This window comes from Marinobacter sp. G5_S1_61_S3 (genome assembly GCF_054968585.1).
On record NZ_JBQKUK010000006.1, the window covers coordinates 24,934 to 48,888 of the forward strand.

The 23,955-nt window shown below is 59.2% G+C and carries 20 protein-coding genes; 9 read left to right on the top strand and 11 right to left on the bottom strand.

Annotated features, from left to right (window positions below; genetic code table 11):
- Window positions 1–8: 8 nt before the first annotated feature.
- Window positions 9–755, bottom strand: coding sequence for a tripartite tricarboxylate transporter TctB family protein (locus ACTRWH_RS07100; RefSeq protein WP_462826176.1), 747 nt, complete (start codon window positions 753–755; stop codon window positions 9–11).
- A gap of 124 nt (window positions 756–879) precedes the next feature.
- On the bottom strand, window positions 880–1,884 hold the full coding sequence (locus ACTRWH_RS07105; protein WP_462826177.1) for a tripartite tricarboxylate transporter substrate-binding protein: 1,005 nt from the start codon (window positions 1,882–1,884) through the stop codon (window positions 880–882).
- Between the two features lie 158 nt (window positions 1,885–2,042).
- On the opposite strand from ACTRWH_RS07105, the gene ACTRWH_RS07110 reads away from it, so the two are divergent.
- From ACTRWH_RS07110 to ACTRWH_RS07125, 4 genes are all read left to right on the top strand, one after another.
- Window positions 2,043–3,062: an SMP-30/gluconolactonase/LRE family protein gene (locus ACTRWH_RS07110; protein WP_462826178.1), complete on the top strand. Its 1,020-nt coding sequence runs from the start codon at window positions 2,043–2,045 to the stop codon at window positions 3,060–3,062.
- A 62-nt stretch (window positions 3,063–3,124) separates the two neighbouring features.
- Window positions 3,125–4,240 (top strand): isocitrate/isopropylmalate family dehydrogenase, encoded by a 1,116-nt coding sequence (locus ACTRWH_RS07115; protein ID WP_462826179.1) that lies wholly within the window; start codon window positions 3,125–3,127, stop codon window positions 4,238–4,240.
- A 21-nt stretch (window positions 4,241–4,261) separates the two neighbouring features.
- Complete coding sequence (locus tag ACTRWH_RS07120; RefSeq protein WP_462826180.1) at window positions 4,262–5,305, top strand: Gfo/Idh/MocA family oxidoreductase; 1,044 nt, start codon at window positions 4,262–4,264, stop codon at window positions 5,303–5,305.
- Window positions 5,306–5,309: 4 nt separating this feature from the next.
- A complete protein-coding gene (locus ACTRWH_RS07125) occupies window positions 5,310–6,020 on the top strand; it encodes an FCD domain-containing protein (protein ID WP_462826181.1) in 711 nt (236 codons plus the stop codon).
- A gap of 65 nt (window positions 6,021–6,085) precedes the next feature.
- Here the strand turns inward: ACTRWH_RS07125 and ACTRWH_RS07130 are convergent, their stop codons facing one another.
- Window positions 6,086–6,550, bottom strand: a complete 465-nt coding sequence (locus tag ACTRWH_RS07130; RefSeq protein ID WP_036210612.1) for a hypothetical protein — start codon at window positions 6,548–6,550, stop codon at window positions 6,086–6,088.
- 192 nt (window positions 6,551–6,742) lie between these two features.
- On the opposite strand from ACTRWH_RS07130, the gene ACTRWH_RS07135 reads away from it, so the two are divergent.
- Entirely contained in the window at window positions 6,743–7,816 is a 1,074-nt protein-coding gene (locus ACTRWH_RS07135; protein WP_041332542.1) for a beta-N-acetylglucosaminidase domain-containing protein, read from the top strand.
- A 14-nt stretch (window positions 7,817–7,830) separates the two neighbouring features.
- On the opposite strand, the gene ACTRWH_RS07140 is transcribed toward ACTRWH_RS07135, so the two are convergent.
- From ACTRWH_RS07140 to ptsP, 4 genes are all read right to left on the bottom strand, one after another.
- On the bottom strand, window positions 7,831–8,538 hold the full coding sequence (locus ACTRWH_RS07140) for an SIMPL domain-containing protein (protein WP_036210606.1): 708 nt from the start codon (window positions 8,536–8,538) through the stop codon (window positions 7,831–7,833).
- Between the two features lie 82 nt (window positions 8,539–8,620).
- On the bottom strand, window positions 8,621–10,360 hold the full coding sequence (locus ACTRWH_RS07145) for a PTS fructose-like transporter subunit IIB (RefSeq protein WP_434049730.1): 1,740 nt from the start codon (window positions 10,358–10,360) through the stop codon (window positions 8,621–8,623).
- Window positions 10,361–10,392: 32 nt separating this feature from the next.
- A complete protein-coding gene (gene pfkB / locus ACTRWH_RS07150; RefSeq protein WP_228210075.1) occupies window positions 10,393–11,331 on the bottom strand; it encodes a 1-phosphofructokinase in 939 nt (312 codons plus the stop codon).
- Complete coding sequence (ptsP, locus tag ACTRWH_RS07155; protein ID WP_462826182.1) at window positions 11,331–14,159, bottom strand: phosphoenolpyruvate--protein phosphotransferase; 2,829 nt, start codon at window positions 14,157–14,159, stop codon at window positions 11,331–11,333. Before ptsP ends, pfkB begins: the two co-directional genes overlap by 1 nt.
- A 134-nt stretch (window positions 14,160–14,293) precedes the next feature.
- Here ptsP and cra point away from each other — a divergent pair, with 134 nt between their 5' ends.
- Together cra and ACTRWH_RS07165 are read left to right on the top strand one after the other, a co-directional pair.
- On the top strand, window positions 14,294–15,277 hold the full coding sequence (gene cra / locus ACTRWH_RS07160) for a catabolite repressor/activator (RefSeq protein ID WP_350034778.1): 984 nt from the start codon (window positions 14,294–14,296) through the stop codon (window positions 15,275–15,277).
- A gap of 21 nt (window positions 15,278–15,298) precedes the next feature.
- Window positions 15,299–15,850 carry a macro domain-containing protein gene (locus tag ACTRWH_RS07165; protein WP_428397321.1) on the top strand — a complete coding sequence of 184 codons (552 nt, stop codon included), beginning with the start codon at window positions 15,299–15,301 and terminating at the stop codon, window positions 15,848–15,850.
- Here ACTRWH_RS07165 and ACTRWH_RS07170 read toward each other — a convergent pair.
- Window positions 15,847–16,899, bottom strand: a complete 1,053-nt coding sequence (locus tag ACTRWH_RS07170; protein WP_462826183.1) for a ChaN family lipoprotein — start codon at window positions 16,897–16,899, stop codon at window positions 15,847–15,849. The genes ACTRWH_RS07165 and ACTRWH_RS07170 overlap by 4 nt on opposite strands.
- Before the next feature lie 132 nt (window positions 16,900–17,031).
- Between ACTRWH_RS07170 and ACTRWH_RS07175 the strand changes: the two genes are divergently transcribed.
- Both ACTRWH_RS07175 and ACTRWH_RS07180 read left to right on the top strand, forming a co-directional pair.
- A complete protein-coding gene (locus ACTRWH_RS07175; RefSeq protein ID WP_462826184.1) occupies window positions 17,032–18,978 on the top strand; it encodes a CASTOR/POLLUX-related putative ion channel in 1,947 nt (648 codons plus the stop codon).
- A 190-nt stretch (window positions 18,979–19,168) separates the two neighbouring features.
- Window positions 19,169–20,758, top strand: coding sequence for an isocitrate lyase (locus ACTRWH_RS07180; RefSeq protein WP_007154178.1), 1,590 nt, complete (start codon window positions 19,169–19,171; stop codon window positions 20,756–20,758).
- Between the two features lie 125 nt (window positions 20,759–20,883).
- Here ACTRWH_RS07180 and ACTRWH_RS07185 read toward each other — a convergent pair whose 3' ends face one another.
- From ACTRWH_RS07185 to ACTRWH_RS07195, 3 genes are read right to left on the bottom strand one after another with little or no spacing between them, the layout of a single operon-like run.
- Complete coding sequence (locus tag ACTRWH_RS07185) at window positions 20,884–21,378, bottom strand: acyl-CoA thioesterase (protein WP_036210582.1); 495 nt, start codon at window positions 21,376–21,378, stop codon at window positions 20,884–20,886.
- Between the two features lie 41 nt (window positions 21,379–21,419).
- Window positions 21,420–22,490 (bottom strand): M48 family metalloprotease, encoded by a 1,071-nt coding sequence (locus ACTRWH_RS07190; RefSeq protein WP_462826185.1) that lies wholly within the window; start codon window positions 22,488–22,490, stop codon window positions 21,420–21,422.
- Window positions 22,468–23,787 (bottom strand): YjgN family protein, encoded by a 1,320-nt coding sequence (locus tag ACTRWH_RS07195; protein WP_041332546.1) that lies wholly within the window; start codon window positions 23,785–23,787, stop codon window positions 22,468–22,470. Before ACTRWH_RS07195 ends, ACTRWH_RS07190 begins: the two co-directional genes overlap by 23 nt.
- Window positions 23,788–23,955: the final 168 nt, after the last annotated feature.

The following is a 23,955-nucleotide window of genomic DNA, read 5'->3' on the forward strand; positions in this document are numbered from 1 at the left end:
TCCTGGCGTCAGAAAAATGTTGAAAGGCTGCGAGCCAGGTCAGACATTGTGTTGATGGCAAGGCCTTCAACCGGAAGCGGTACCAGTAGCCCGAACTTGAAGCCCGGTACCAGAATGAGCGGGGTTGCCAGGCTGACCAGCATCGAGATACGCCATTTGCGCACCAGATCGCAATCCCCGCGAACGAGCACCCACGTCCAGATCGCCATCACGCAGTAGACAATCAACATAACGCTATCCAGTGTGCTACCCGGGACAAGCTCGTCGCGTCGAACGACAAAGACGAACAGGCTTGTGCCGAGCAGACAGATCAGGGTAGGGGTGAACAGAGCACTGCGATCAAGGTAGAAGGGCACAGTAAAGGCACCGAGGAAGAGTGTCGACGCGATAAAGAAATCAACGTAGCTAACCAGTCCGTATACGTAACCGGCTATACAGGCCACGATGATAACGAGACGCTGGACCCTTTCATTGCGCCAGCCTTGCATGAGCAGGTGTCGGTCGGCCCAGGCCCGCCGGGCACCGCCATCGACAATGGCCCGCCGCAACAGCACGATTGCCATGATCACCAAAGCGCTGGCAATAAGCAGAGGAAACAGTGCCGGCGACACATACCAGACGCTGTCCACCCCGCCATAGCTATTCGTCATAGGGAAAGTGAGTGTTTCGGCGATCATTGCGATTGAGAGCGCCAGCAACAGAATGCTGGTGTACAAGTCGGCCTTTCGTTTGCTGCTGAGATTCCGGTCATTCATGGGTCTTTCCACGTTCGCTTCACTACAGATGCAAAAATCTAACGCCTTGAAGACAGCGTGAGCGCCGAAGAGCGATGTGCTCTGCGGCGCTGATCGTCTGTCGTGCGTTGTATCTCAGGTGCCCTCAGGGCTTCTCGATACCGAGCTTGTCGGGATTGATTTTGGCCGCACCCAGATCATGCAGCGTCCAGGAGAACAGTGATTCCAGCTGTCTGAACTGAGCAGAGGCTTCCTTTCCGGTTTTGCCAGACAACTGATAGAAGTTGTCCGCCGCCCATTGTTTGACAGCATCGGTCTCCAAGGCCTTTTTGAAGGCATCTGCCAGCGTATCTTTTACGTGCTGGGGCGCGTCGGTGCTAACCGCGAAGCCGATGGTCTGGCTGATAGGCAGGTATTCCCGGAGGTTCGGGTAGGTGTCAAAAGCAGATGGAATCGATCCTACGCCTTTCACTGACGACGCCTGTTCGACCAGCATGCCCAGTGGCCTCAGCTTGCCTGCTTTTAACAATTGCTGTTGCTCGGCCAGTGAGGTCACCACCACCGAGACTTCCCCGGTCATGGCTGCATTCTGGCCAGGCGCCGAACCCGGATAGGGAATGAAGTTGAGCTTGGCGCCACTGCCTTTCTCGAACGCAAGCAGGTTCAGGTGGTGAATCGAGCCAGAACCACCGGCCGCCGCTTTAATCGCTTTGGGGTCTTCTTGCGAGGCTTCGACCAGATCTTCCAGGCTTTCATAGGGCGAGTCGGCGTTCACTGACAGCACGTCTGGGGAGCCGCCAATGATGAAGGGAGACCAGATCTCAAAGGTCTTGTCCCAGCCACCCTGGACCGCTGCGGTTACGTTGGATTCGGAAAGCCCGACGAGTGTGTAACCGTCGGCGGCCTGGTTGCTGGCATAGCTCATGCCGATGGAGCCGGCAACACCACCGGGTTTATTGACCACATTGATCCGGGTGGGCAGAAACTTGCTCATTTCCGCCGTCACAACTCGGTTTGCGGTGTCAGTGCCGCCACCGGCGGACCAGACGACAACATCGGTAATGTCGCGGGTTGGGTAGTCCTCTGCTTTTGCCAGGCTGGCACCGAGGGTGAGTGACAGGCAAATGGCGGATGCCACTATTCTTCTCATGTTGATTCCTCCGCTAGTTGTTTTTATGCGCTTGAGGTTGCTGATTTACACTTTTGTTTCTTGAATCCCTTACTGCATGTGTTAATGTATACGTTAATATGTAAGGCGTCAATTATCCTATTACTTGTATCGTGTATTAGCGGGATTAAGTAAAGCCAATGATTGAAATCAAAGACTTGGAATTTGTAGGCCATTCCCTGAAGCGGCCTGAATGTGTGCTCACCCACCGCAGCGGATTGCTTTTTACTGCGGACTGGACGGGTAGTGGTGGCGTTTCAATTACTGATCCTGCCTCTTCTGAAATGCCGTTGAGGATACTCTCGAACCAGCAGGACTTCGTACTGCGACCCAACGGCATTGCCCTGGAGAACGACGGCAACCTGCTGGCGACCCATCTTGGTGAAAACAGCGGTGGTGTCTTCCGGCTGCATCCCGATGGTGGCCTTGAAGCGCTGGTCACTGAGGTTGAGGGCGTTGCCCTGCCGCCAACCAATTACGTGCATCTCGACCATAACCAGCGCCTGTGGGTGACCGTCAGCACCCGCTGCTGCCCAAGGGCTGACGCCTACCGTAAGGATGTGGCTGATGGTTTTGTGGTGTTGGCCAACAGTGATGGCAGCGACGCCCGTGTGGTAGCCGACGGACTTGGTTACACCAACGAATGCGTGATGCACCCGGATGGCAGCCGTCTCTTCGTGAACGAAACCTTTGCCCGCCGGTTGATCTGTTTTGACGTCAACAGTAGTGGCGATTTGGTGAACCGTCGGACCATCTGTGAGTTCGGTCCGGGTACTTTCCCCGACGGCATTGCGTTTGATGTGGCAGGCGGCATCTGGATCACCAGCATTGTCAGCAACCGGCTGATTCGGGTGACCGAGAACGGACAGCAGCAAATCGTCATTGAAGACGTCGATAGCGATTATCTGGCGGAAGTGGAAAACGCCTTTCAGAGCGGCACCATGGGGCGCCCGCACCTGGACAACATCAGGAGTCGACAGCTCGGCCATGTTTCCAGCATGGCCTTTGGCGGTCCGCAGTTGCGCCAAGGGTATCTCGGGTGCCTGCTGGGCAACCAGATAGCCACGTTCCGAGCTCCGGTGCAGGGCGTCGAACCCATCCACTGGAAGGCGTCACTGAAAAAACTACAACCATTCCTTGGCGACACCGCGGACGGTTAATCCAACCGCGTGGTTGCCCATGTTTCATGACTCACTACAACAAGACAGATAGAGGAAACCTGATGACCAACTCGAACCACTTTGATATTGCTGTTTTCCCTGGCGACGGCATTGGCGAAGAAATCATGGGCCCCTGCGTCGAACTTCTGGAGCGCGCGATTGCCTGTACTGACAAACTTGATGTCTCGTTCAGCAAATACGTAGCGGGTGCAGCGAGTTATCGGGACAGCGGTGAGGCATTGCCGAATGAGTCGATGAACAAGGCAGCAGAGGCTGATGCCATTCTGCTGGGCGCGATGGGCTTGCCCGATGTGCGTTATCCAGACGGAACTGAAATCTCGCCCCAGATCGATTTCCGGTTCAAGTTCGGGCTATATGCCGGTGTAAGGCCGGTGCGCACGATTCCCGGGTTGCGCCCGATTCTCAACAACCCGGCGGCCAGCGAACTGGACTTCGTCATTATCCGCGAATCCACTGAAGGCCTGTTTGCTTCCCATGGCAAAGGCGAAGTGATTGATGACGCCGAAGCGCGGGATACACTTGTCATCACCCGTGCGGTCAGCGAGCGCCTGTTTGATTTTTCGTTCGATCTCGGCCGCAAGCGCAAGGCACTGGGTAAACCCGGCCATGTCACCTGCGTTGATAAAGCCAACGTGTTCAAGTCCTTTGCGTTCTTCCGCAAGATATTCGAAGAGCAGGGAGAGCTGAATGCCGACCTGCAGCGCAGCCACATGTACGTCGATGCCGCTGCTCTTAACATGATTTCCCGGCCGTGGGATCTGGATGTAATGGTTACCGAGAACATGTTTGGCGACATTCTTTCTGATCTTGGTGCCGCCCTGATTGGCGGCATGGGGTACGCACCGTCAGCGGATATTGGCGATGACCACGCGGTATTCCAGCCCTGTCATGGCAGTGCGCCGGATATTGCAGGTAAAGGTGTGGCCAATCCGACCGCTATGTTCCTCTCTGGCGCGATGATGCTGGAGTGGCTGGGTGACAAGCATCAGTGCGCGGCCGCCGGTGAGGCTGGTCGGCTGGTGCGTGACGCAGTCGATGCTGCTTTCGCGGGCGGTCAGTTGGTCACTTGTGAGCTGGGCGGTGATGCCGGCACAAAACCGGTTTTTGACGCTGTTGCGGCGGCACTGGATAACATCATCAAAGCACGATCACACTAGTTTTCTGGCGGGGGCGGCAGTATGAATCCGATTCGATTGGCTGCGGTGGGTACCGGGTATTTCAGTCAGTTTCAGTATGAAGCCTGGTCACGTATTGGCGAAGTTGAGCTCGTCGCAGTCTGCAACCGTTCACTCGAAGGTGCGCAGTCTGTGGCTGACACCTACGGTGTTGCATCGTGTTATACCGATTTTGATCAAATGCTGACGGAAACCACGCCAGACATTGTCGATGTCATTACTCCGCCGGCGACGCATCTTGAGTTTATCCGGATAGCGGCGAACCGGGGCGTTAATGTTATCTGTCAGAAGCCGTTTTGTCGCTCGCTAGAGGAAGCGAGAGAAGCCGTGAACGTTGCTGAAACAGCCGGTATTTTTCTGGTGATACATGAAAATGTCCGGTTTCAGCCCTGGTATGCTGAAATGCGTCGCCAGACGGACGACGGCCGCTTGGGTGAGGTTTATCAGGGAAGCTTCCGGCTGCGGCCGGGAGACGGGCAGGGTAACGAGGCCTACTTGAATCGCCAGCCCTATTTCCAGCAGATGGACCGGTTTCTAATCCATGAAACCGGGGTACACTGGATTGACACATTTCGCTATCTGTTTGGCGAGGTAGCTTCTGTATTTGCTCAATTGCGCCGTTTGAACCCGGTCATCGCAGGGGAGGACAGTGGTTTGGTGATTTTCAACTTCACCTCTGGCGTACAGGCTGTTTTCGATGGTAATCGTTTGGCTGACCACAAGGCGGACAATCGCCGGTTAACCATGGGAGAAATGACGATTGAGGGGGCTCGGGGTGTCTTGTCGCTGTCGGGAGATGGCGATATCGCGTTTCGTCAAAATGGTGACAATTGCACCCAAGCTATCGATTACCCGTGGCAGAATATCAACTTTGGCGGGGATTGCGTCTATCTGCTCCAGCGTCACGTCGTTGACTCCTGGCTGGCCGGGAAAGCATTTGCCAACACGGGACGAGACTATCTCAAGAATCTTGAGATTGAACGTGCGATATACCAGTCTGCTGATCAGGGCTGTGTGATCGCGGTACATCATGAGGATAATTGTTGACGGAATGAACAACAAAGCTGCCACCAACACAGGGTCGTCGGCAGGGACAGGAGATAACAAGCTGTCGCTGCCAGAACGTGCCTATCGTGAAATCAAGCGTCGTATTCTCGACAACGAACTGGTATCCGGTACATTCAAGCTCGAGAAGGAGTTGGCGGAACTGCTCGACATGAGCCGTACCCCCGTGCGCGAAGCCATGATTCGGCTGGCCAATGAGGGCATGGTGGAGATCCGCCCTCGGCATGGTATGCGGGTGCTGCCGGTGTCCAAGCACGACATGATCGAAATCTATGACATCCTGACTGCGCTGGAAGCAGAGGCTGCAGAACTATTGGCCCGTAAAGGCATCAGCGACGAAGAGCTCTCGCAGCTGATGGCGGCGGTTGACGAGATGGACGAGGCCTTGTCCCGGAACGATCTTGATGAATGGGCGCAGGCGGACGAGCGTTTTCATCTGCGGCTGGTTGAATTCTGCGGTAATCGGAGGCTCGCCAGTATCGTCAACACCTACTGGGAACAGTCACATCGTGTGAGGCTATTGACGCTCAGGTTACGCCCGCCTCCCCATCGATCCAATGACGATCACCGAGCTGTGGTGGCTGCCATCAGAAAAGGCGATGCTGAGGCGGCGAGAAACCACCATCGTGATCATCGCACCAAAAGCGGTGCCATGCTGGTGGGTATTCTGGAAAAGCACGGATTGTCGTCTATCTAGTCATTTAAACAGGTGACAGGAGTTTCCAGTTCTTCTCCCGGTGCATGGAGCAGTTCCGGAGATCATCAAACATCATCCATCATGCCAATCTGCCTCGCCAGCCGCATGGCTTCGTTCTCCTCCATGGCGCGTAGGGATTCAGCGAGTTCTTTCGCTTCCGGAATCTCTGCCTTGCCGGCCAGGCTGTCATACAGGTCGATGAGTTGATCATGGAAGTCGAACACCTCTCGGACAATGCTGTCGAAGTCGAGACTGGCGTAATGATCATCGCAGGTGCGGTGGGTTTTGATGGCCTTGTGTTCGTCGTTCAGGTAGTCGTAGAGTCTTGTTTTCAGAGCCTTTGAATCGGCCTGTTTCTCGAACTCTGCCGTGATGCGCTCGAGTTCGGCCTCATGGTCCGACAGATACGTCAGCAGTGCCCGGGCTCGCTCCTCCTTGTTCTTTGTTGAGCACTCCGACAAACATCGGGACAGGTGGGCGTGGAGCTCGCGAGCCCACTCAATCAGGTCTTCAAAGCTTTTAATGTCCATTTGCCAGGCTCCTTATCCACATGGGTAATCGGAGAGCGGATGTGAATCGTCACTGCTCATTACTACTCATCACTACATCATCAGTACGAGAAGTCTAGCCGACATTGCTAAACTTGTCCGGTGACCCCCACGGCCTGATGAGATACCCTCTGGACGGTAAACCATCTGTGTACTCGCGAAATGGAAACGCCCATGGCAGAGCAACCCCCACTGGGAATCATTGAAGGCTTCTATGGCCCTTTGTGGAGCTGGGAAGAGCGTCGGCAGCTGGTTGCGGCACTGGCTCCCCATGGTTATCGGAACTATTGGTACGCACCCAAGGCGGATGCTTTTCTCAGGCGCCGGTGGAACGAGCCGCATCCGCAAGCGGAGGCCGATGAGCTGGCTGATTTCGCCCGGTTTTGTGGCAGTCACGGAGTCCGGTTCGGCATTGGCCTGAGCCCGTTCGAGGTGTTCAACAATTTCGATGACTCGGCGAAAACCGCGCTGACGCAAAAACTGGCAGCGTTTGATCAGTTGGGTATCACCGATCTGGCGATCCTGTTTGATGACATGAAAAGCGATACACCGGAACTGGCGGCCAGACAGGCGGAGATCATTCACTGGGTGGCAGAACGCAGTACAGCGGACCAACTGACCGTCTGCCCCAGCTACTACTCCGATGATCCGGTGCTGGACCGGGTGTTTGGTCCTCGTCCCGAGCATTACCTGGAAGATCTAGGCAAGGCACTGGACCCGTCCGTGCAGGTGTTCTGGACGGGCGAGGAGGTGTGTTCGCGGGAGATATCGCCGGGCCACCTGCAGCGTGTTTCAGAAGCGCTGGGGCGCAAGCCGGTGCTGTGGGATAACTACCCGGTGAACGACGGTGATCGTATGTCCCGGCATCTTCACCTGCGGGCATTCACCGGCCGGCCGGCGGCCAACGGCCCGTACCTCTCGGGCCACGCCATTAATCCCGCGTTACAGCCAACGCTCACTGCGATTCCGGCCATCACCCTGGCCCGTAGCTATGAACAGGGGCCCGGCTACCAGTATGGCAAGGCCTTCCAACTGGCCGCCGAGGAAGTGTTGGGCAAAGAGTTGGCGCAGCAGGTACAGGCCGATCTGCTCCTGTTGCAGGATGCCGGCTTGCACAGGCTCAGTACCGAACGCCATCAGGCGCTGACGGAATGTTATGGCCACTTTGATCACCCGGCCGCCAGGGAAATCCTGCATTGGCTGGCTGGCCGCTATCAGGTTACCGATGAAATGGTGCAGACCCAGTAACTGGCGGCAGTCGCCTAATTTAGATAATACTCAACCGTAGTCACTACCCTAACGGTTTTTATCGGCTGCTGGCCCTCGCTGACGCCGGGGGCCTGGTCGCGGGCCAGGATCTGGAACACGCCCTGATTGGCGCGGCGCAGGTTCCCCAATTCAGTTTTTGCATCCCTGGCAAACTGTGCGGCGGCCTCGCGGGCGGCGGCGGTGGCCTCGGCAATCATCTCGGGTTTGATGTCGTTCAACCGGTTAAACAGGTAAGTCGGCCCGCCTGGGCCATAATCGGATGACAGAATGACGCCGGAATCCACCAGTTCACTGACAGACTGCGCGGCCTGGCGAATGCGATCGATGTCGTCGCTGCGAACCATCAGGGTCTGGTTGATGATGAACTTCTGGCCGTTGCTTTCCTGGTAGGGATTGGCGCGGGTGTCCGTAACGTCCAGGCGTTGCAGTTCCACTGCGTCTGTGTCGATGGCTTGCAGCTTGAGGAAGGCCATAATGGCTTCGCGGCTGCTGCGGGCCTTCTCGCGGGCTTCGTCCAGGCTGTTGCCGGTAGCGACGAAACGCAGGGGCCAGAGTGCGAGGTCCGCCTGCACCTCCCGTTCCGCAACGCCCTTGACGGTGACGAAACGGTCTCCGGTGCGTAGCCCGGTCAGGCCGTTGGCGATGAGTGACGCGGAAACAATGGCGGCAATCGCCAGGATCAGGGTAGACAGAATTTTCATCACGGCGTCCTTGTGTGTGGATCTGGCGGATACCATCGCCGCAAATACCGGGGGCGTCAAGCGCCCCCGGAGGGGAGGTCTGCTAAGAGGAGGCGGTTGCCACCTCGGCCTTGCCGGTCTTGATCATGGCGTAGCCAAACCCGATTACCAGCGAACCGATGGCAATGGCGGCCACATAGGGCAGTACTGTGCTTACCGCGTTGGGAATGGCGAGCACGAACAGACCGCCATGGGGTGCCATGAGCTTGACAGTGAACAGCATGGACAGGGCGCCCGTGATGGCGCCCCCCACCATGCACACCGGAATCACGCGCAGTGGGTCTTTGGCCATGAAGGGGATCGCACCTTCGGAGATAAAGCACAGCCCCAGTACGAAGGAGGCCCGCCCGGCCTGCCGTTCGGCCTCTGCAAACTTGGCGCGGGCAATAAAGCTCGCCACACCCATGCCGATGGCGGGCACCATGCCCGCGGCCATGATCGCCGCCATGGGGGCCGAACCACCGCTGCCTTCCGAGAGTAAACCGACACCGAAGGTATAGGCGGCCTTGTTCACCGGCCCACCCAGGTCAAAGCACATCATGGCTCCGAGAATACCGCCCAGCAGGATGGCGTTGGTGGTGCCCATGCCTTCCAGGAAGTTGGTCAGCCCATCCATCAGGGCGGCGGCGGGTTCGCCGATCACGTAGATCATGGCCAGGCCGGTGACCAGGCTGGCCAGCAGCGGAATGATCAGGATGGGTTTGAGGGATTCGATGCTCTCGGGCATTGGCAGCTTCTGGCTGATGAAACGGGCGACGTAGCCCGCCAGGAAGCCCGCGATGATGCCGCCCAGGAAGCCTGCGCCAAGGGTGCTGGCCAGGTAGCCGCCAATCATTCCCGGCGCCAGGCCCGGCCGGTCGGCGATGGACCAGGCGATATAGCCGGCCAACAGGGGAATCATCAACTGGAAGGCGGTGCCGCCGCCGATCTGCATCAACGCGGCTGCCAGGGTGCCCTCCTCTTCAAACGCGTCAATGCCGAACACGAATGACAGGGCGATCAGCAGGCCGCCGGCTACCACCATGGGCAGCATGAAGGATACGCCCGTCAGCAAATGCTTGTAGGGGCCGCGTTTCTCGCCACCACCTCCTGAGGTCGCTTTTTTCTGGCCTTCCTCGACAGAGGCATTGGTCATGGCGTCATCAATGGTGGGCCCCGGTTTTTTCAGGGCGCTGCCGGTGGACGTGCGCCAAAGCCGCTTGCCGGCAAAACGGCTGGGGTCGACTTCGATATCACAGGCCAGGATCACCAGATCCGCCGCCTCGATTTCCTCGGCGGTCAGCGGATCCTGGGCACCCACGGAGCCCTGGGTTTCCACGCGGATCTGATGGCCAGCCGCGGTCGCGGCGGCGGTCAGGGCTTCTGCCGCCATAAACGTGTGGGCGACACCGGTGGGGCAGGCGGTGACGGCGACAATGCGTTTGCCTGCGCTACCTGAGGTGGCAGGCTCGGGCTGTGAAGCCTCTGTTGGTTGATAGGGCTCGGCCTGCTTTTCGGCCTGGTCCAGAATCGACGCGGGATCGGGCAGGGCGGCCGTTACCGGGACCTGATAGAGGCGTTTGCCGGCGTAGGCGTTCAGGTCCGTTGGTGTTCCTGTTGCGGCAACGACCAGGTCCGCCGAGGCGATGACATCCTCGGGCAGGGACGACAGTGGTTGCTGCGGGCTGCGAATGTCTGTTCTGGCTTCCCAGCCCTTTTGCTGCGCGGCCCTTTCCAGGGCCCGGGCCGCCAGGAAGCTGGTGGCCACGCCCTGAGGGCAGGCGGTTACAATGATCAGTTTCATGATGGCATCTCCCCATTGTTGTTGTGCCCGGGTCAGGGGGTAAAGAGATTGACGCGGGTTTGCTGAATCAGTTGGATAAAGTCGTCGGCCATTGGATCGCCAACGCCAATGTGTCGAACGCACTCGGCCGACAGCGCGGTGGCGGTTGACAGCACCTGTTCCGGGTGATGACGTTCGAGCAAGCCGTGAATCATTCCGGCCAGCAAAGTGTCGCCGGCGCAGACCGTGCTCGTGGCGGTCACGGGCGGTGGCAACGCCTGCCAGTTGCCCTTCGGCGACAGCCAGAGCACGCCTTTCTCGCCCATGGAAATCACCACATTGGCGATGCCGGTGGCCTGAAGTGAGCGGCCTGCCTCGGCGATGGCGTCCAGGCTCTCCAAAGGGTGCCCGGCCCATTCGGCCAGCTCTTCCGTATTGGGCTTGATGCCGTCTGGCAGCGCCTTAAGCCCGGCTGTGAGGCCTGCGCCGCTGGTATCCAGCCACACCGGGATGTCTGCTTCGCGAGCCAGGGTGACCAGTTCCGCCAGTGCCTCGGGCGGAAAGCCGCCGGGCAGGCTGCCAGCAATGGCAACGGCATCGAACCTGTTCTTCAAGTTACCCAGGCGTGCCTTTAATCGGTCCAGGGCATCCGCGGGTACGTCAAATCCGGGCCCGTTCAGATCGGTCACACGACCATCGCCCTCGGCAATTTTCACGTTGATGCGATTCTGCCCGGGGATGCGGACAAAGTGGTCTGCCAGGATGTCAGACGAGAACAGGCGGTCGAAGGGCGCGGCGTTGATGTCTCCCAGCAGTCCGGACACGGTCACGGTATGGCCGAGGCGTGACAGCACACGGCCCAGGTTAATGCCTTTGCCGGCAGCCTCCAGACGTGTGGACCGAGAGCGGTTCACGTTACCCAGCCGGATTGAGTCGGTCTCGGCATTTAGGTCCAGCGCCGGGTTCAGGGTGATGGTGAGTACCCGGGCCATTACAGTGTCTCCAGGGCGTCGCGCACTTCGGCTGCGGTGGCCTTGCCCAGCGCCAGTTTCGCCTGTTCACGGGCGTGTTCGCGGCTAAGCCCGCGGATACAGGCTTTGACCAGTGGCACTCGCCGGCTGGTCACCGACAGCTCGTCCACATCCAGGCCCAGCAGTACCGGAATAGCCTGTGGGTCGGAGGCCAGCTCGCCACAGATACCCACCCAGCGTTGGTGAGCATGGGCGGCTTCGACGGTCATGCGGATCAGTTGCAGTACCGAGGGGTGCAACCCGTCGGACTCGGCCGAAAGCTGGCCGTGGCCACGGTCGATAGCCAGGGTGTACTGGGTGAGGTCATTGGTGCCTACCGAGAAGAAATCCACTTCCGGTGCCAGGGTGTGGGCCAACAGGGCACAGGAGGGCACTTCAATCATCACGCCCACCTGCAGGCCCTGGCAGGGAATCTCGGCGCGGACCCGTTCGACGATGGCCTTGGCCGCGCGAAACTCTTCCAGGTCCTTGACCATGGGAAACATGATTCGCAGTGGGCGGTTGTCGGCAGCCGTCAGCAGCGCGCGCACCTGGGTTTCGAGGATTTCCGGTCGGGTCAGCGACAGGCGAATACCGCGCAGCCCAAGGAAGGGGTTGTCCTCGTGGGGAAGGGGCCAGTAATCCAGGGGCTTGTCACCACCCACATCGAGGGTGCGTGCGACCAGTGGCAGGCCGTTGAGGGCGTCGAAGGCATGGCGATATTCCTTCACCTGGGTGTCCAGGTCAGGCGCGTCCGGATGCTCCATGAAAATGAATTCGGTGCGCAGCAGGCCAATGCCATCGGCGCCCCGGTCGACCGCATCCGGGGTGTGGGCGGTGTTGCCAAGGTTGGCGCATACGTCGATGGTGTGGCCATCGGTGGTGGTGGCTGGCTCGTTCCGGCACTCGTGGGCGTCTGCCTGCAGGCGGGTGAGTTGGTCCAGGCGCCGGTCAATGCGGTCGCGGCGCTCGGCGCCGGGGTTGGGCACCAGGCAGCCACGTTCGCCGTCGACCACCAGGTCCGTTCCGTCGCTGATGGTCAGGATACGATCACCAGCCCCGACCACGGCAGGGAGCCCCAGCGCCCGAGCGAGGATGGCGCTGTGGGATGTGGCGCCACCACGGGCTGTGATCAGGCCACGAACGCGTTGGGTGTCCAGCCTTGCCACATCGGAAGGGCCCAGGTCGTCCGCCACCAGTACATAGGGTTCGTCCGGCGGTGTCGGCATGGCCACCCCGCAGAGGTTGGCCAGCACGCGCCGGCCAACATCCCGCAAATCTGCCGCCCGTTCGGCCAGCAGCCGGTCCGCCAGTGCTTCCTGGGCCCGGGCTGCGGTATCGATAGCGTGCCACCAGCCGGCTTCGGCGGACGCGCCTTCGTTAATGGCTTCCAGGGCGGCCTGGTAGAGATCGTCATCCTGTAGCATTTCCACATGCACCGACAGAATCGGTGCTGCCTCACCGCCTTCGGCCTGGCGAATCAGCGTGCGCAGTTGTCCGTCGGCTTCGTCGATGGCACGGCCCAGTCGGCTGGTCTGTTCACCGGCATCGCTGGCGGTGGCGGAGTAGTCCAATGTTGGCTGGCGCATGACGAAGGCGGGTGCCAGAGCCAGGCCCGGTGAGGCGGCGACCGCTTTCAGGGGTTCGTCATCGGTCAGAGGTTCGGGTTCCGGCTCGGCAGGCGCCGGCTGGCTCTGTTGTTGTCGAAGCGGGGAGACGGTTTCTCCGAGCCCGTCATTGATGGCCTGGCAAACGGCTTCTACCGCCTGTTCGGCGTCGTCGCCGGTTGCGGATATGATCAGGGTTTGCCCCCTGCGGGCACCGAGGCCGATGATCCGGGTGAGACTGGTCGCTGATACCGAATTGCCATCGCCGTCCTCCAGGCGGATGCGAATGTCTGCCTTGTGCTGACGGGCTTCCTGTACCAGTTGTTTGGCGGGCCGGGCGTGTAGGCCATGGGTATTCAGCAGGCGCACCCGGTCGCTGACCGCATTGGCCTGCTCACCGGAAAGCCGGGAAAGTACAGCATCCACGGACTGGCTTTCCAGGGGGATGTTCTGGGCCAGGAAATTATCGATACGTTCCAGCAATTCGCGGCAGTCGTCGCCAGGGCCCGCCAGGCAGAAAACGCCGGCGAGGTCGTCACGGGGTTCTTTGGGGGTTGCCAGTGCCAGCGCAGGTCGGATACTGCCAACGCTGTGGTGAACCAGCCAAAACCCCTGGCCCAGCCCCACGGGTGGCTGGCTGACAATTTCTTTCATAAAGCTGGCGTCGACACAGCTCAACCCCTGTAGTCGGGCAGCAGCGCTGATGGCCAGTTCGCTGGTGGTCCGGGTGTTAACACCCAGGCAAAGGGTCTGAGCGTCGCATTTTGGCATCACTGGCTCCTTCGACAATAGGGATACCAGCGCCTCGGTGTCATCGGCCTCGGCCAGTTTCTGCGACAGGCCGGGTTTGTCCAGTACGCGGGTCAGGTGGCGCAGGATATCCAGATGCTCATCCGACTGGGCCGCAATGGCGACCAACACATGCACAGTGGCGTTGTCATGCCAGGTAACGCCGCCGGGAAACTGCAGCACGCGGATGCCGGTGCTGGTGACCGCCTCGCGGCTTTCCGGTGTGCCGTGGGGGATGGCAATGCCGTTGCCAAGGACGGTGGAGGACTGTTGCTCCCTGGCCAGCATGCCCGCGTGGTAGTCGGGAGTGGTCCGGCCTGCATCCTGCAGTTCCTGGCTGGCCTGGTTCAGGGCATCCCGCCAGTCGGTTGCAGTGCAGCCCAGGCGGATATCATTGGCTGTTAGCGTCAGCATGTGGGGAGCCTCGCCTTGTTGTTGTGAATACCAGTAAAATCTGGGTTGCTGAATCGTGTCAGCAAACATAGAATGAATCATGAAACAGATGTGATCAGAAATCAAGCAATCTGTGCCCAGGAGGACTCGGCCCCATGACCCTTGCAGAACTTGCCCGCCTGGCGGGGGTGTCCCGCACCACCGCCAGCTACGTGATCAATGGCCAGGGGCCGGCCCGCCGGATCAAGCCGGCGACTATCGAAAAGGTGATGGCGGTTGCACGGGACAACCACTTCCAGATCGACCCGCAAGCCGCGTCGCTGCGTGGTGGGGCCAGCCGCACCCTGGGGTTTATCCTGCCGGACCTGGAGAACGCCAGTTACGCCCGCCTGGCCAAATTGCTGGAGCAGGGTGCCCGTGCCCGGGGCTATCAATTGCTGATTGCCGGCTCCGGGGATGACCCGGATACCGAGCGCGAGCTGGCGCGTTCTCTCAAGGCAAGGCGATGCGATGCCCTGATCGTTGCGAGTGCCCTGCCACCGAATGACCCCTTCTACCAAGAGTTGCAGCAGGAAGACCTGCCGGTGATCGCGGTGGACCGATCGCAATCACCGGGTGTGATCAGTTGCGTGGTCAGCGACAATCGCAAGGGCGCAGCCACACTGGCCCGTTCAGTGCTGGAACCGGGCACCGGGTCGGTGGTCTGGCTTGATGCGGTGCCGGCGCTGGCGATGACACGGGAGCGCCGCGAGGGCTTTGAGGAGGTGGCTCGGAGTCGCAGTGGACAATGGGCGGTCTACAGCGGTGAACGCTATGACCGAGCCTCCGGCGCCCGACTGATGCAGCAGGTGCTGGCGGATCAGGGGCTTCCGGATGCGTTGATTACCGCCTCGTACACCCTCTTACAAGGGGTGCTCGACGTGCTGCTGGAGCAGCCGGGAGGCTTGCCGCAGTCCCTCAGAATGGCTACCTTCGGAGATGACCGGCTGCTGGATTTCCTGCCGGTCAAGGTTCACTCGTTACCCCAAAAACACGAAGCCATTGCCGAGGCAACGTTGGACCGGGCGCTGGCTGCCATCGCAGGTCACGGCGAGCCGGAAACCGTTATTATCAACCGCTCGCTGAAGCGGCGACGCTGAGGCAATGGCCGGGAGGTTTCCATGGCACAGGTTGAACTGAACGGAAAAACTGTGGAATGCGTTCGTGGCGACATCACCCGCCAGGATGATCTGGAAGCAGTCGTTAACGCCGCCAATGCCCAATTGATGTCCGGGGGCGGTGTCGCAGGCGCGCTCCATGCGGCGGCAGGGCCAGGGCTGGCTGAAGAGTGCCGGCCCATGGCACCGATCCGCCCGGGTGAGGCGGTGATTTCAGGGGCGCATAACCTGCCAAACCAGTACGTCGTCCACTGCCTGGGGCCCGTTTACGGTGTGGATGAACCTTCCGATCACTGGCTGGCGGAATGCTATCGCAATGCCCTTGAGTTGGCAGACAGTAAAGCAATTGAATCCATAGCGTTTCCCGCCATTTCGGCAGGGGCTTTCGGTTACCCGGTAGAAGGGGCTGCAGAGGTTGCCATAGCGACGGTCAGGCAGGTATTGCCGCGTCTGGGAAGGGTTAGGTATGTGCGCTTCGTGCTTTTCAGCGCAGCGGACGAGGCGGTTTTTTCCCGCGCTATGGGGTCGGCTTTCGCAAAGGCTGGTGAGGCCTAGTCACAGGTTGTTCCAGGCATATTCCGGAACGCATCCATCATCGCTTTGTGTCCCCGTTCTTCGTCCCGGTACTCCGGGGGCAGCGGTAGCAGGAAATAGAGATAGTCGCCCTTGTTTTGGTTACCGGTGAGCGGTAGTTCGTCACCGTCGGGCTGCGCTTCCATAAAAACCGGGCTTATAACCGCTACAGACAGCCCGGGGTTTCGCTGCAAAAGGGCCTCTACCGTGCCCAGGCGCTCCTCGCTGTGAAAGGTGCCCGTCAGGTGAATGACCTGGTGCTCGGGGTGGCGTTCCCTTGCGGCCAGTATCCGGCTTGCCATGGTGTTGTCCCGCAGCAACTGGGCGTGATAAGTGTTCTGCAGTCGCTCATTGTCGGCGGTGCCATGCCGGCCGCCCATGGTGCCAAAGAATTTTTCCCGGTAGGCTGCGCTGCCTGCGAAGGGCGCGTCTGGGATGTGGCGTTTCCGAGCTGCGTTCAGGTCCGCCAGATACTCGGGCCCCTCGCGTCCCACGCAGCGAACGATATCACCCGGAGCGTTTGCGGCGATGACCGGCAGGCCCTGGCGACGAGCAAATTCCACCAGCGGTCTGTAGGCGTATTGGTAGATAGGCCAGGCGCCGGCATCCTCGACCAGTTCCATTTCGCCAATGTCGCCGGCCAGGTAGCGGTCCAGCACCGGCTGCCGGTCCACCTCGAACTGTTCCATGGATAACAACTGTTCAGGGCGATGCTGGTACAGATGAGCCTGCAGGCGGGATTGGAGCAGGTGAGCGCCCTGGTGGCCGTGATATTCGCCAATCATGACCACATCCTGTTCCGCAAGTCGCTCGGCCAGTTGCGGTATGGAAACCGCCGTGCCGGATACGGCCTCGACCACGGGGGCATGATAGTGGGTTTGTGGTGGCGCCGGTTCCGGTGTTGGTGCCAGCAGGGAGCAGCCCGTCATCAGCGGGATGACAGCAAGTGACAATGTGATCGGCGCATGGGACATGAAAAACCGGCCAGTCTTGCAGCCGCTCAGGGCCGCGTTGGAGAACTTGATAGACATCTATACGATGCTGCGGATTGCGTAGCCAGTCAATTGTTCGTGAACGAGCGTGCTATAAGGCACCGCTCCGGTTTTATTCCATACGTTCTGCGCTATGCTACCGACATTCCCCATCTTGCCAGAAGGACGATCATGATCCCCTTTCGTTTTGTTGACCGCGTGAAGTTCATCGTTGAGCGCCAACTCGTAAAAGGTGCGGGCTTTCAGTTGTTAGTGGTGGGTGTCTTTATAGGCATCATTTCGCTTGTTGGCGGGCTGCTGGTGATCCCCCTTGGAACGCCTTTTGAAGATGTCGGCGATGCCATCTGGTGGGCTTTTTTGCGGCTGACGGACCCGGGCTATCTCGGAGACGATGTGGGTAACTGGCAGCGGTTTGTGTCCACCATTCTCACCGTCAGCGGTTATGTGGTTTTCATGGGCACGCTGGTGGCGATCCTGACGCGCTGGTTGATCGCCAAGATGACCGACCTGGAGCGGGGGCTGACCCCGGTTACCCTGCGAAACCACATCGTAGTTCTGGGCTGGACCAGCCAGACCTTACCGCTGCTGGGCGAGTTGTTGGGGTCATCAGGGCGCATGCGCCGTTTCCTGGAAAAACGTGAAACCAACCGCTTACGCCTGGTGGTGCTTTCCGAGCATGCCTCGGCGGCCCAGGTGCATGAGTTGCGCGACGAGCCCGGTATCGGGCGCAAGTCTCGCCAGATCATCCTCCGTGCCGGCGCTGCCATTCAGCCGGATGCCTTGCAGAGGGTAGCCTGCCTGGATGCCGCGGCTGTCATAGTGCCCAGTGCCTCCCATCAGGCGGGCAGCCTGGTGACATCGGACGTGGAGACCGTGAAGGCGTTGCTGTCCATTGCTGCTCAGGCACGACACCTGGGGGCATCACTGCCCTTTGTCATTGCCGAGATACAGGATGTGCGCAAGCTCCCGGTGATTGAGCGCGCCTATCCCGGAGAGGTGGAGGTGGTTGCCGGCGATGCCACCATAAGCCGGCTAATGGTGCAGAACATCCTCCATCCGGGGTTGTCGGAAATTTACAACGAACTTCTGACCGCCGGTGAGGGTTGCGAAATCTACATCCGGGGTGGCGATGCCCTGGCGGGACTGTCCCTCGGAGAATTGGCCTCTCTGCGGCCCCAGGCAATTGTGCTGGGTATTCTGAAGCGGTCGGGCAAGGCCTGGATGGTGAGGATGCCGGCGTCGTCAGACACGGTGATTGAGGCCGGGGACCGGGTTGTCATGATGGCCAGGGACTACACCGAAACCGAGTCGGATTCGAAGGTGCCGCCGCTGCCGGTTATCACTCGAGGTGAACCCGCAAGCCGGGCTGTCTCGCTTTCAGGCGGGGTTCACCGGATTCTTGTGCTGGGATGGAATCGCCGGGTGCCAAGCCTGATCGATGAGTTTTCCAGCTACAGCCAACGGCGGTTCGAGGTGGATCTCGTTTCGGTAGTGCCTGCCAAGGAGCGGGAACAGGAAATTGACCGTTACCTGGGGGGGCAGCGGGACGTGATCTGCCGCCATATCGAAGCGGATTACATGGTGGAAGGCGAGTTGAGGCGGGTTGGGCCGCTCAACTATGACTCCATTATGTTGTTGAGCAGTGATCGTCTGGCGTCCGGCGAGGAAGCTGACGCCCGTGCCATGGTGGGTTACCTGCAACTGGAAGACCTGTTGAGTGAGGGTGATAGGCGCCCGCAACTGATCATGGAACTGAGCGACCCGGACAATCGAAATCTGTTAATGGGCCACCAGAGTGAAATGCTGATCAGCCCAATGATCATCAGTCACGTGCTTGCTCAGGTCGCCCTGCGGCGGGAGCTGAGGGTGGTGCTGGATGAGCTGTTTACGGTGGGCGGTGCTGAGGTGCAGTTCCGGGATCCCCAGAACTATCCTTTGCCTGCCAGCGCGGATTTTCAGGTACTGGAGAAAACGGTCGCTGCGGAAGGAGAAGTGGCGCTGGGCATATGGCGCGCGCAGCCCGACTCGTTGGGGCGGCATCTGGCGCTGAGCCCGCCACGGGACGAGTATCTTGACCTGAATAGCGCTGATCGGCTCGTTGTTCTTTGCAATGCGTGAGGGAAGATGTCTTCATTCATACAAAAAATGCCGAATATAGATAATATAAATTTCAATTATAAAATCAAAGCCACTAAAGTAACCCTCAATGTCAGCGGTCTGGTTATTTTTTGAACGGACGCTGGCTCGCTGAAGTCGCTTTTATGCTTCATAAAAGAGCACCTCAAACCTTAGAAACAGGACTGAGACCATGCCATACGCAAAAGACGTTGACGCCATCGCTTCCCTGCTGAAGCAAAACCCGACCTGGAACGCCATCAAGCCCGAGCACGCGGCCCGCATGCGCGCCCAGAACAAATTCAAGACTGGTCTGGACATCGCCAAGTTCACCGCGAAAATCATGCGCGAAGACATGGCGAACTACGACAAGGACACGGCTCAGTACACCCAGTCCCTGGGTTGCTGGCATGGCTTCATCGGTCAGCAGAAGCTGCTGTCCATCAAGAAGCACTTCGGTACCACCAAGCGTCGTTACCTGTACCTGTCTGGCTGGATGGTTGCGGCCCTGCGCTCCGAGTTTGGCCCGCTGCCTGACCAGTCCATGCACGAGAAGACCGCTGTATCTGGTCTGATCGAAGAACTGTACACCTTCCTGCGTCAGGCGGATGCCTGGGAACTGAACCACCTGTTCCGCGCCCTGGAAGAAGCTCAGAACGCTGGCGACAACGCCAAGGCTGACGAGCTGATCAAGCAGATCGACAATCACGAAACTCACGTTGTGCCGATCATCGCCGACATCGACGCTGGTTTCGGTAACGCCGAAGCAACGTACCTGCTGGCCAAGCAGATGATCGAAGCAGGCGCTTGCTGTATCCAGATCGAGAACCAGGTGTCCGACGAGAAGCAGTGTGGCCACCAGGACGGCAAAGTGACCGTTCCTCACGCCGACTTCCTGTCCAAGATCAACGCTGTACGTCTGGCTTTCCTTGAGCTGGGTGTGGACGACGGTGTGATCGTTGCCCGTACTGACTCCCTGGGCGCTGGCCTGACCCAGAAGATCGCTGTGACTGAAGAGCCGGGCGACCTGGGCGACCAGTACAACAGCTTCATCGACGGTGAAGTGATCGAGAAGGCTGAAGACATCAACAACGGCGACGTTGTGATCAAGCAGAAAGGTCAGCTGGTTCGTCCCAAGCGTCTGGCATCTGGCCTGTTCCAGTTCAAGCCTGGCACTGGCGAAGACCGTGTGGTTCTGGACTGTATCACCAGCCTGCAGAACGGTGCTGACCTGCTGTGGATCGAAACCGAGAAGCCCCACGTTGGCCAGATCGCTGCCATGGTTAACCGCATCAAGGAAGTGGTTCCCGATGCCAAGCTGGTTTACAACAACAGCCCGTCCTTCAACTGGACCCTGAACTTCCGTCAGCAGGTATTCGACGCGTGGAAAGAAGAAGGCAAGGACGTATCTGCCTACGAGCGCGCCGACCTGATGAATGCCAAGTACGACGAAACCGACCTTGGCAAGCTGGCCGATGAGTGGACTGCCAACTTCCAGCGTGACGGGTCACGTGAAGCCGGCATCTTCCACCACCTGATCACTCTGCCGACTTACCACACGGCTGCTCTGTCTACCGACAACCTGGCCAAGGGCTACTTCGGTGACGAAGGCATGCTGGCCTACGTTGCAGGCGTTCAGCGTAAGGAAATCCGTCAGGGTATCGCGACTGTGAAGCACCAGGACATGGCCGGTTCCAACATCGGTGATGACCACAAAGAGTTCTTCGCGGGTGACGCAGCTCTGAAGGCTGGCGGTAAAGACAACACCATGAACCAGTTCTAAATAACGGTTCGGTTGTTGTTCCCGGGCTTGCCCGGGACCTGCCACAAAAAAAGCCCTGCCGGGATTCCGGCAGGGCTTTTGTCGTTTAAGGGGGTAAGGGCCATGGGGATAGGGAGTGGAATTCCTTAGTGGCGTTCACTCAGCTTCTTGCGGGTTTCCAGGCGACCTTCCCGACGGATTTCGGCGTTGTTGAAGCGGCGTTTCTCGTCGTCGGTTTCCGGCTCTACCGCAGGCACGTCCACGGGATTGTCGTTCTCGTCCAGCGCCACGAAAGTGAAAAATGCGGAAAGGATATGTCGGGATTCTCCGGTGTAGCTGTTTTCCGCTTCCACCCGAGCTCCGATTTCCATGGATGACCCCCAGCTGCGGTTCAGGGCAAGGCTGAACAGCAGGGTATCGTTGCCCTTGGCGGGCGCGCGGAAGTGAATGGAGTCCACCGCTGCCGTGACGCAGACATGGCCGGAGTGTCGTTCCGCCACCACCAGGGCCAGACGGTCGCACTTGGCCATAATCATGCCCCCGAACACCGTCTGATGTGCGTTCATGTCATTGGGAAAAACCTTGTAGACATGTTTGTCGATGGCAGAGGCCGCAACCGGCCTGGTGGGTCTGGATGGCATCGTGTGTGCTCCCTGTGATGAACGTATCGCTACTATACCGATCAGGGCGTCTGTTTAAAGCGTTCGATGCGATCGCCCGTTTCCGGATGGCTCGACAGCATGTCGCGAAGGCTGTCCCACCGGCTAGTGCCTTCCTCGGCCTCTGAGGAACGGTCCTCGCCATGAGCAGCCATCAGGCGCTCCATGATGGTAACGAAGTGGGTCGGGTCCAGGTCGTGGTCCGTCATTGCTTTCAGGGCATAGGCGTCGGCCTCCCGTTCCATGTCACGGGAGTAGGACAGGCTCATCATGACCGCCGGAACCACTACGGTTGCGTCGGAAAACGCAGACAGGTCACCGGTCATCATCACGATCAGCCAGAAAGTCAGTGACGATTGCACCATGCCTTTCATGCCATGGTTATGGGCGACATGGCCGATTTCATGGGCGAGGATAGCGGTCAGTTCGTTATCATCTTCGGCGAGGTTCACCAGATCGTCCGTGAAGATCATCGTGCCATCCGGCAATGCCATGGCGTTGGCGCCGATGGCGGGAGACGAGCGGAAAATCACTCTCAGGTCTTTGCCCGCCACTGGCGTCAGGAAAGGCTCGAAGTGGGCCTGCAACGCCTGTTGGCGTTCCTCCGACAGCTCAGAAGGTTCAAGCCAGGTGCTGTCCAGCGTGGTGAGTGTGGAGTCGCCAACCTGCTCCGCTATGCTGTTCGGGAGTGCATTGGCCACGGCCTGGGCCGCCCAGGGCACGCCCCAGACAAACGCAGCGCCGGTGGTCGCAATCGTGACGACGACCGCAACCAGAATCAGCCCCAGGTGATTCTCCAGCGCGTGTAGCAGCCGATTGCCACGCCCCCGCCGGGATTGCCGGCTAAGCTGATCCACCGCGGCGTTGTCTTCGGTTTCAAAGACCCCATCGTCAGGCAGGTGGAGGTAGCGGGGGGTGTTGCCAATCCGTGGCGATATGGTCACATCGTCGTGCGCGAGGCGCAGTCGGGTGTCTCCCGCATCAACGATGATCACGCCAGCGGCGGAGCGCAATACTGCGCCCCGCCGGCTGGAGTCATTACCTGAATAGAACTGGCCTTCGATCGTGACTTCAGATGGCGGCGAAGTCGACATCGAAGGCATCTCCCAGTTCCTGTCCCAACGCGCTGGTGCGGTTCTGCTCGGCCGCAACGAAGTGGTTCAGGTCACCGCTGACCATCATGGCCGTGCAGGAAGCCCGATACCTTGCCATGCGCACCTTGGCCCAGGGGGTGAAAAGGCCAAGGGTGAGGACTACGAAGAAACTGTTGGACAGGTAAATCCATACCATTTGCAGCGGTTGCAGGCGGGATTCAAAGCCGTGACGGTCGAGGTGGACGGCATTGAGGAAGAGGTTTGAAATGCCCGCCATGAAATAGCCGAACAGTGTCAGGTAGCCAGCACCGGCAATGATCGACCCGACGGTAAAGCCGACATAGCGCATGGCGAGGAACGCCGCAACACCGAAGGCAATGGCGATCAGCAGGCCTTTTCCGAAGAAACGGTAGTAGGATCCGGTATCGGCTTTGAGCGCGAACTCGGTGGTGCCGTATCGGCTGCCGTTAGCGATGAATTCGTGGGTTTTCTTCATCACCAGTGGGGTAAGCAGCAACAGGGTCAGCATGTTCAGCAATGGCCACACAAACGCCACCATGAAAGCCTGGCCATAGCGGCCCTGAAAGTCGAAGCGGATGTTGCGGTAGGCACTGTTGACGGCATTGAACCGCAGCGAGCGCACCATGATCCAGGGTACGAGGGGGATAAATGCGATGGCAAAGACCACGGCAGCTTCAACATACATCTCGGAAAGCACCACGTAGACAACCAGGACAGCCAGGGCAATCAATCGACCTTTGAGGATAGTGATCGGGCTGGCCAGGTACTGGAAACTGGCTCCATCGAGTTTGGTGTTGCCGTAGAAGTATTGATTGTTACGCACTGTGGCCCAGGCCGAATAAATGCCAAGGGTGACAATGGTCAGCAGGATGTTGACGATCCAGATTCCAAAATACTCGCGGCCGTTGCCGGTGAACTCCAGCGGTGTCTCCCGTTGTGGACCGGTCGGGGTGGCCGTTGCTGGCTCGTCGTCTGACGACGCTGGCGGTTGGGCGCCGGCGGTTTCCAATTTGGGGTTTACTGCAGCGGCGGGCTGTTTCGCAATTTGCACTTCGGCACCAGCTTTTGTCAGTCGCTCCTGGTAAACCAGGGCGTCCGCGTGACTGAGACCGGACTTGAGTGTCTTGGTGGCACCGCTGAAAAGGCTTGCAGTACGTTCGTCGGAGATCCGAAACAGGGCTTGTACATTTTCCCTGACTTCTGCGTCGTCGAATCCTTCGAGAATCCGCCCGGCAAACGTTATCTGATAGAGTTCGTTGTGGAGTTCCTTGGTCATGACGTCCCTTGTACCTGTTGTTCCCTGATGGGGTGTTCATGTCACCCGTTGTAATCGAAAGATGGTGCTGCGCTCGTAAAAGACCGCTACGGGAAGAAAGTTACCAGAAATTCATGCGGCATGCGCGATATCAGGCACAAATAATCCATGTTAAACCGACGATAAACC